The sequence below is a fragment of the Leptotrichia sp. OH3620_COT-345 genome, assembly GCF_003932895.1.
In the GTDB taxonomy this organism is placed as follows: Bacteria; Fusobacteriota; Fusobacteriia; order Fusobacteriales; family Leptotrichiaceae; genus Pseudoleptotrichia.
Map to the genome: position 1 here is coordinate 1 of NZ_RQYW01000055.1, position 1,232 is coordinate 1,232.

A 1,232-nucleotide genomic window follows, 5' to 3' on the forward strand; every position below is an offset into this window, starting at 1 on the left:
TGTAACTTTAAGCAGAAAGAATGTTGAAGAATACGTAACGAGTTTGGAAACAACAGATGAAATGAGAAGGGTGGCAGCTCAGAACATAGAGACATCTTTTAAGGAGTTGGACAGTCAGATAGAAAAGGGAGATATACCGTTAGAATTTGCGAAGAGTGCGGCAATGATACAGAAGATGTCATTACCTACTTCATCGGCGATATTGGACAGTTTGTCAGGACAGATATATGCTTCGGCACAGGCGTTGACTTTCCAGCAATCCGAGACGGTAAATAAGGATTTATCAAATAGGCTTGTAATGCTTGGTACATTGGATAATCTTGGAGAGAAAGCCGGGATATGGGTAACAGGTATAGGATCTAATGGAAGGTTGAGAAGAGATGGTTATGGAGTAGGAAAGAGCCGTTTATATGGAGGTCAGGTAGGAATAGATAGAGTATTTGGGAACAGCTTAATATTAGGGACAGCGTTATCGTATTCAAGAACGGATGTAAAATTTGACAGATATGGTGGAGAATCGAAGGGTACGAATTTTGGAGTATCATTATATGGAAGATTGGGTAATAAAGAGGTACCGTATTATTTACAGGGAAGAATAGGAGTAGGCTTTGTAGATAGTGATGTAGAAAGAGATATATTGTTAGGGACGGGTTCAGTAACTAGAGCTAAGATAAACCATGATGATAGAGTGTATTCAGGATATTTGGAAAGCGGATATAATTTTATTAGGAATGGTATGACATTAACTCCTTTTGTTGGTTTGAGTCATGATACGGTAGTAAGGGGTTCTTTTAGGGAAGAGAACAGCCAGTTTGGTTTAAGTTCGGAAAAGGCAAAGTATCATCAGACATCGGGGTTATTGGGATTGAGATTGGGCAAGAAAATGGTTTGGAGTAATGGAATTGTTACGACAATTCAGGGATATGTAACACATCAGATGGACTTTAAGGAAGAGGATTTGAGTTTTGAGGCGTCTTATACGGGATTAAGCGGGGCGAAATTCAGAGTGAGAGGGATAGGTCTTCCTAAGGATAGGACATGGACTGGGTTAGGAGTATTGACTGAAGTAAATCCTAATATTTCGTGGTATGTGAACTATGATGCTAAGATAGAGAAGAAAAAAATAAATAACAATGTATTTACGACAGGTTTCAGGATTAATTTTTAAGAGAAGTGAGATGAGAATGTAAGGAGAGCTATTTCGGATATTAGTTGAAATAGCTCTTTTTTTA

General features: G+C 38.3%; 1 protein-coding gene. It reads left to right on the top strand.

All coding sequences use genetic code 11. From position 1 onward, the window contains the following. Positions 1-1,168 (top strand): autotransporter domain-containing protein (locus EII29_RS11225; protein ID WP_125237589.1); only part of this gene is annotated, 1,168 nt, incomplete at its 5' end. Between the last annotated feature and the right edge of the window lie 64 nt (positions 1,169-1,232).